Source organism: Blautia sp. DFI.6.71, assembly GCF_020593585.1.
In the GTDB taxonomy this organism is placed as follows: Bacteria; Bacillota; Clostridia; order Lachnospirales; family Lachnospiraceae; genus Blautia_A; species Blautia_A wexlerae.
Genome location: NZ_JAJDMJ010000229.1, coordinates 1 through 205 on the forward strand (window position 1 = coordinate 1; position 205 = coordinate 205).

Annotated in this window: 1 tRNA gene; it reads left to right on the forward strand. The window is 48.8% G+C overall.

The features are described from left to right. The first annotated feature begins 73 nt into the window (after positions 1-73). Positions 74-147 (forward strand) — tRNA-Met (locus LJE12_RS19960). The last annotated feature ends 58 nt before the right edge of the window (positions 148-205 follow it).

Consider the following 205-nt stretch of genomic DNA (forward strand, 5'->3'; position numbering starts at 1 on the left):
GAGCAGCTGATTTGTAATCAGCAGGTTATCGGTTCGAGTCCGATCATCGGCTTTTGATTTTAAAAATTAATATCGCGGGGTGGAGCAGTCTGGAAGCTCGTCGGGCTCATAACCCGAAGGTCATAGGTTCAAATCCTGTCCCCGCTATTTTGCCCAGATAGCTCAGTTGGTAGAGCAGAGGACTGAAAATCCTCGTGTCGCTGGT